The organism is Protofrankia sp. Cr2 (assembly GCF_963555885.1).
Taxonomy (GTDB): domain Bacteria; phylum Actinomycetota; class Actinomycetes; order Frankiales; family Frankiaceae; genus Protofrankia.
Map to the genome: position 1 here is coordinate 41,759 of NZ_CAUVXG010000039.1, position 7,101 is coordinate 48,859.

The window sequence follows — 7,101 nt, forward strand, 5'->3', positions numbered from 1 at the left end:
CGGCGCCGGGCCGGCGGACGTCCCACAGCCGGGCCGTGCCGTCGTCGCCGCAGCTTGCCAGCCGGGTACCGTCGGGGCTGAAGTCCAGCGACCAGATCCGGCGGGTGTGCCCGGTGAGCCGGTCCAGGCAGCGCCCGCTGTCGGGGTCCCACAGCCGGATGAGCAGGTCGTCGCCGGCGGTTGCGAGCACGGTGCCGTCCGGGCTGAACGTGGCCGACCAGAGTCGTCCGGTGTGCTGGGTGAAGGTACGCAGCAGCTCGCCGGTACCGGCGTCCCACAGCCGGGCTGTGCCGTCGTTGCTCGCGCTCACGAGCCGGGCCCCGTCCGGGCTGAACTCCACCGCATACACCCGGTCCTCGTGGCCGGGGAGGGTACGACGGCACTCACCGGTCCTGACGTCCCACAACCGCACCAGTTTGTCGTCGCAGCCGGTGGCCAGCAGAGCGCCGTCCGGGCTGAAGGCAACGGAGCGGACCCGGCCCCGGTGGTCGGCGAACGTCCGCACATGCCGGCCCGTCAAGCGGTACCACAGCCCAACGGAGTCGTCGTCGTTCGCGGTCGCCAGCATGTCGCCGTCCGGGCTGAACGCCTCCGCCCAGACGTGGTCGGTCTCGACCCGCAGCTCCCGCTCGTAGGTTCCGATGCTGTCGATGCCGGGCATCTCCAGGTTCCACAGGTGCACGCCACCGCCACCGCTACTGGCCGCGGCGATCGTAGCGCCGGTCGGGGTGAAGATGGCGGATGTGAGGCGGTCGGCGGCACCGGTCAGGTGGCCTCGACGCTCACCGGTCCGGGGATCCCACAGCCACACCGCCCCGTCGTTCCCGCTGGTGGCCAGGAGCAAGCTGTCGGGGCTGAAGCGTACCGCGGTCAGCCGCCGGCCGTGCCCGGCCAGCACCCGCACACATCCGCCGTTCGCCGGGTCCCACAGCCGGGCGGTGCCGTCGTTGCTGCTGGTGGCCAACTGGGCACTGTCCGGCCGGAAGGCCATCGGCCAGACGGAGCCCTTGTGCCCGGTGAGCTCGTGGCGCTGCTCACCGGTGACCGGGTCGAGCAGCCGCAGCACCCGGTCGTTGTCGGCGGTGGCCAGCAGCGTGCCGTCCGGGCTGAACAGCACCCGGTACACCGCGCCGGTGTGCCGGGTGGCGACCTGCCGGGTCCGCGCTCCATCCAGACCCCACAGCCGGACGACGCCGGCAACGTCGCCGGAGGCCAGCAGATGCCCGTCCGGGTGGAAGTCGAGCGTGTACACGGCCCGCTCGTGTCCGGTGAGTTCCTCGCGCAGTTCGCCGGTAACGGAATCCCACAGGCGGATCTCACCGCCGTCGCCGGCGGTGGCGAGCAGGCTGCCGTCGGGGCTGAAGGTCAGTCGGTACACCGGCCGGGTGCCGGTGATCTCCTGGCGCAGTTCGCCGGTCGCGGTCTTCCACAGCCGTACTGTGCCGCCGTCGTCGCCGGTGGCGAGCAGGCTGCCGTCCGGGTGGAACGCAGCCGTCCACACCCGGGGTGCATGCCCGGTGAGGTGCGTGCGGACCTGGCCGGTAGATGTATCCCACAATCGGATGGTGCCGCTGCTGTCGCCGACGGCGACCACGCTGGCGTCCGGGCTCAGTTCTATCGGCCAGACCCAGCCTGCGTGGCCGCGCAGCGTGTGCAGCGGGCGGCCCGTCATCGGCTCCCACAACCGGACGGTCGTGTCGCTGGAACCGCTGGCCAGTACGTCGCCGGAGTAACGGACGGCGTAGGCGCGGCTCTGGTGGCCCTGCAAGGTCCGCAGCGGGCTGCCGGTGGCCGCGTCGCAGGTGAGAACCCCGCCGTCTTCGGAGGCGATCGCCAGGATCGCACCGTCCGGGCTGTAGGCGACCGGGTCCGGGAGCCGGCCGATCTCGAAGCCGAACGAGACTCCGACCGCGGACGGTGCCAGTTCGACCTGTACATCCTGACCAGGGGCGACGGCCGCGCCCCGGTGGCGCGCATCGGCCAGTACCCCGGGGTCAGCCCTCCCGCCCACGATCGCGGTGTACCGCAGCGACGCGCCGTCGAGGATGACATCCCGCAGGTCACACCCGAGCAGACGGGCCCGGGTGAGGTCCGCGCCGGTGAGGTCCGCGCCGGTGAGGGTGGCGTCGTTGAGGCGGGCGACAACGAGGGTGGTGTTCCTCATGATCGCACCGGCGAGGTCGGCGCCGGTCAGCACGGCGTCGGTGAGGTCCGCACCAGTGAAGTCGACCGCGCGCATCTCGCGGTATGAGAGGTCCTCGCCGCGTAGCGATCGTCCCCGCAGGTCGCTGTGGATGGGGGTGCGAAGCCGAGAACTGATCTTCAATGCGTTGGCCCGGGCTATGCTGTGGACATCGGAACTGTCGAGCGCGTCGGTGGCCCAGGCCCGGCACGCATCGCCGGGTGCCAGGTCGCAGAGGAACTCGACAGTCAGCCCGGACAGGTGATGTCTGGACAGCAACGCGGGGTTGGCCTCGCCATGCCTGAAACGGCGGGCGATGTCATCGGCGACGAGCCATTCGATCACCGAGAAGTGGATGAACCCGAACAGTCCCTCGTCAGCGCGGGTCAGCAGACTGCCGGCCCCGACGGCGTGGGTGACCTGCTGGGCGGACATGCCTCCTTTTGTCAACGCGGTGAGGGCATTCGCGACCTCGTTGATCTCGTCAAGGCGCAGGAACGACTCCTTTGACTCCCACAGCATCAACGCGAGGGTCCGTACCGCCGTCCACAGGTCGTCGAGGCTGAGCGTGACCGGCGTTCCCTGGACACCCTGAGCGCGTCGTACCTCGAACTGGAGCCAGGACGTGAGGATCTCCTGGTAGAGCCCGGCCGCGGACAGGGTGTGCCCGGCCTTCGCCACTTCGGCCAGCCGGGCGGCGTCCAGGTTGGCCACGAAACTCAGCATCCGCGGGTTGCGCGACAGCCCGGTAAGATCTTGAACGTTTTTGATCAGAGCCATGCGTTCGTCGGCGGCCTTCTCGTCCCCGCCGTAGTGATTCACCAGATAGGTGCGGATCTGGGACGGGACGAAGTTCTCGACGCTCAGCACCCGGCGCCCCGGTAGCAGGCCGACCTTCTCGCCGAGCGCGGTGAGTACCTGGGAGCCGGTCTGAAAGTGCTGGGTTCGGCTGGCGATGATGATTTTGGCATTGCCCTGGGCGGCCTGCAGGAGCGTCTCCAGATGATCGGCTGCTCGATCATAGGTGACCCGGTTCACCAACTCGTCGAACCCGTCGAACAGCAGCACGATGCGGCCTTCCCGCAGCATGTACCGGAACGCCGTCAGATCGATGAGGTTCCGCCCGTGGTTGGCAAGGTGGGCGGCGACCAGCCCGTAGACGGTGTGTGCCTTGTCCAGGGCGCGGAGTTCGATGAAGATCGGCGTCAGGTGGGGCAGCTCGGTGGGCACCCGCCGGGCGATCTCACGCAGGGCGAAGGTCTTGCCCCGACCGAAGTCGCCGAGCAGCAGGACGAACCGGCCGTCGTCCTGGCCGAGGAGTCGCAGTAGCTCCTCGGCGAGTCCGTCGTGGACTTCACGGTCGGTGCCTACAAGTTCACGGTAGCGCTGTGGGACATACAGGCCCGACCGATACTGCGGGTCGTTGGCCAGCCGGGTGGTCTGGTCCGTCACGAAGTCACTGAGATCCAACAGGCCCTGGAACTCGATGAAGCTGCGTACGCGTACCCGGCGGCGCCACGCCTGCTCGCGCAGGGTCTGCTGCGGGGGAACATCGGTGACGATCTCTGAACGGAGGTCGGGTTCCACCGCGTGGACGTGCTGGACGAATTTCTCCACGTCATCCCGATTGATCAGGCCGAGGTGGCCACCGATCCGGGCTTGGCGGGTGTAGCCGTCCTCGACGTAGGTGACCAGGAGATGCCGAACGGGGCCGGTGACCAGGCGGATGCGGGCATCGGGGTACCGGGTTCGGCACACCTCCTCGATTCGCTCGAGGTGGCCGGCGAGCGGATCGGCTGCGCTGCGCGGTCCGACGTCCGAGTCGGACCCGTCGCCGGTCACGAGGGTGCCGGTCGGCCCAGCGGTGGGGGCGTCGGCGGTCTCGGTGGTCGGGCTGGGAAACGTCACGCCGACGGACTGCCAGCGCCGACGCAGTTTCTCCACCCCGGCGGCGTGCCCGGCCCGGGTGTGGTCCGGGCCGTCGTCGTCGGTCCAGCGGGTGAGCCCGTCGGGGTCGAGCGTCAGCAGCTGGAGTCGCCCGGGTGCGGGTGCCGGCGGCACGGGCAGGCCGGAGTGCAGCACGCTGGACTCGCCCTGGCCACCCGCCCGCAGCCCCGGCAGGAGCAGGTTGAGGCGGGCCGCGACCAGCCGGTCGAGGGCAGCGGTGTCACGCAACACGCTTGCCTCGTCGACCGGCCCACCGCCCGTTGGCCGCGGGGGGTGGTATACCGCGCCGATACGCAGCAGCCCTTCCCGCTCGAATGGTCGCAGCTGGTTGGCGAACGAGGTCGCCTGGGGGTCGCCGAGGTATCCGTAGTGGTCGATCTCGCGATGGCTGTCCGCCATGGTCGAGTTGAGCCCCGCGACCACCACGTCGAGGTCGGCGACGTGAAACAGTGACCAGGGCTGGTCGGCCTCGAACAGTGGGCCCTCGATGCCCTGGTAGACCTCGCGGAAGAACCTGGCGAAGTGCCGCCACTTCGGCCAGTAGGGAGGCGTCGGCTCCATGTCGTCGGCGTCGCGGTCGGCGAAGTACGCGCGGCACGCGGCATGGTTCACGTCGTGGCTTCCTGGGACGAGCACCAGCCGGTGGGGTTCGAGGCTGAGTAGTGCTCGCAGGCCGGCGAGGAAGGTCAGCGCCTCCTCGAACTCCCGCAGGTGGCCGGACCTGGTCACGTCGCCGGTGATGACGAGGAGGTCCGGCTGGGGTGCGCCGGCGTGGACGAGGCGGGTGACGTCCCCCCAGATCCGTGCCTGAAGGTCCTCACCGGCGGAGCGTCCGCCATTCGGGTCGCGGCGGGGTATCCGGGGTGCGGCGAGGTGCAGCACCGTGACGGATTCCCGCGGCGTGCGGGCGGAGCGCGCTGACGGCGGGTACTCGGGCGGTGCGGCGGGCACCCTGCGGGTCGTGACGCGGCTTGGAGCGACCGATGGACCGATTGCCGTGGGCGGTGCGTCCACGGGCGCGACGACATGTACAGAAGGTGACAGCGGGTAATTGGGGCCAACGCTCGGTTTCGCGCGTCCGGAACGTGCGGCGGAAACCCTGTCCAGTAACAGCGTGCGGGCCTGGGCCTGGTCGGTCACGGCGACCAGGTCGACGAACGTAATCTTCGCAAGTACGCCGTCGGGTTCACAGTCCTCTACGCGGACGGTGATGAGCTTGTTCCTGGACGGATCCGGGTCGAACGCGGCCAGCCATTCCAGCCGGGTCCATGGGGAGCTCTGGTAACGGTGGGACAGGACCGCGATGACAGCGGCTGCTTCACTCACCCCACGGTCGATGAAATCCAGGAAGTTGGTGCCGGGAACGAAGTCCCATTTCTGGATCATGGTGCGGTAGCCGGCGGTCTCCAGTTGCCAGGCGATCCAGGATGCCCAGCGCCCATCGGCCCCGGAGTAGCTGATGAAGAAGTCCAACGGACGGCCCGCACGGGTCGGATGGGCTTGTGGCGGCATTCAGCCAGTATGGCGTGGGGATACCGTGAGGTTGAAGTGACGCGCGATGTCGTCTGCGTGGCTTGTTTTTCTTGCCAGGGCGATATCATGTTCGGCGGCCCGGGCCCCGGTGCGCGGGGAGGTATGCCCTTACATCGGCTGGAGGACCAGCCGGGGTCCGGTGAGAAGCTGCAGGACGGCTCGGGCCGCCCACCTGCGTGTGATGGAATCGCTGTGCGCCCGCTGCACCCGATGGTCCCGCAGATAGACCGCTCCGACCGTTCGGTCGCGTCCGCCCGGTCGGTTGTGCGCCAGCACCAGGGTCGCCGCCTCACCGCCGACGATGTCGGTCAGGTGGAACGTCCCGGCCGCCATGGCGTAAACATCACCCGCACGCACGCTCTCCGCTCTTCCCGGCTCGCAGCGCACGAGCTCGCCGGTGGCGTGAATCTCGTCCATGTCGTGGTGACTGTGTACGTCGAAGAGCCGATGGGTGGGTGCCGGGGCCATGCGTACCGGGGCCATGCGTACCGGGGCCATGCGTACCGGGGCCGTGCGTACCGGGGCCACCGGCACGACCCGCGGGAGGTGGTTGTGCACCTCGCCGGCCAGCACGAGGCTGTACAGGTCCCAACTGTGGCAGTGCACCGGTGATGTGGTCGGGCGCGCCGCGGAGACCCGCCGGGTCCATACGTGCACGCAGACACCACCCTCGTCGAAACGCCACACCGGCACACACAGGAATCCCAGCGGATGGCACAGTACGGTCGCGTCATCGGGCGCGGTTGCCACCTTTACCAGCGCCCGCGTCAACCAGTCGGGAACGGCCCCGTGGCGGATACCGTCGACCTGGCCGCGTAGTTGGGTGTAGGACGTCATCGGCGTGGGTCCTCTACTCGACGCGTTAATACGCATGCGCAGGTGTCCGACGGTGTTCGCGTGTCACCATGGCCGGCGTCGTGAGTACCGCGGCAACTCCGGCCATACTGTGGAGGCAGTTCTGAGAACGCATGTTAGCAATCGTTCCGATGATGGAAAAGTGTTTCTTTTACGGCTTTCGGGCGGGAGGTGCCTGACCTGCGGAAAGACAGATCCCATGCTTGGAGCGGCCTAGCGGCGGCGGTTGGGGTCGTTCTCCGGTCCACGCGGGCGGACGGCGGATGGGCGAAGGTCGGGAAGCCCGGTGTCGATGTCGAGTCTGTCGAGATCACCCGGCTCGAAGCGGCACAGTTTGATGACCCACCACAGTGAGCGTCCCGGATCGCCTTCGATCTTGAATCGGCCGTCGGGGAGGAGAACGGCCCAACCTCCCGCGTCCAGGCCGACCAGGGTGGCGAGTGTGTCGCCACTATCCGTGCGGCGCAGTTCAACCGTGCCGTCGAGGTGACCGACGGCACGCAGGGACCCGTCGGGGGAGGACGCCGAGTCCGGCGCCTGGCGGGCGTCACCGGTGAAGTGGCGCAGTTGCCGGCCGGTCGCCA

General features: G+C 69.0%; 3 protein-coding genes. All 3 read right to left on the minus strand.

The features are described from left to right. On the minus strand, nt 1-5,641 hold a 5,641-nt coding region (locus U9978_RS16995; RefSeq protein ID WP_322762120.1), incomplete at its 3' end, for a TIR domain-containing protein. Nucleotides 5,642-5,770: 129 nt separating this feature from the next. Further along, nucleotides 5,771-6,499, minus strand: coding sequence for a hypothetical protein (locus tag U9978_RS17000; RefSeq protein WP_322762121.1), 729 nt, complete (start codon nt 6,497-6,499; stop codon nt 5,771-5,773). A 231-nt stretch (nt 6,500-6,730) separates the two neighbouring features. Continuing rightward, a partial coding sequence (locus tag U9978_RS17005) for a hypothetical protein (RefSeq protein ID WP_322762122.1) occupies nt 6,731-7,101 on the minus strand: 371 nt, incomplete at its 5' end.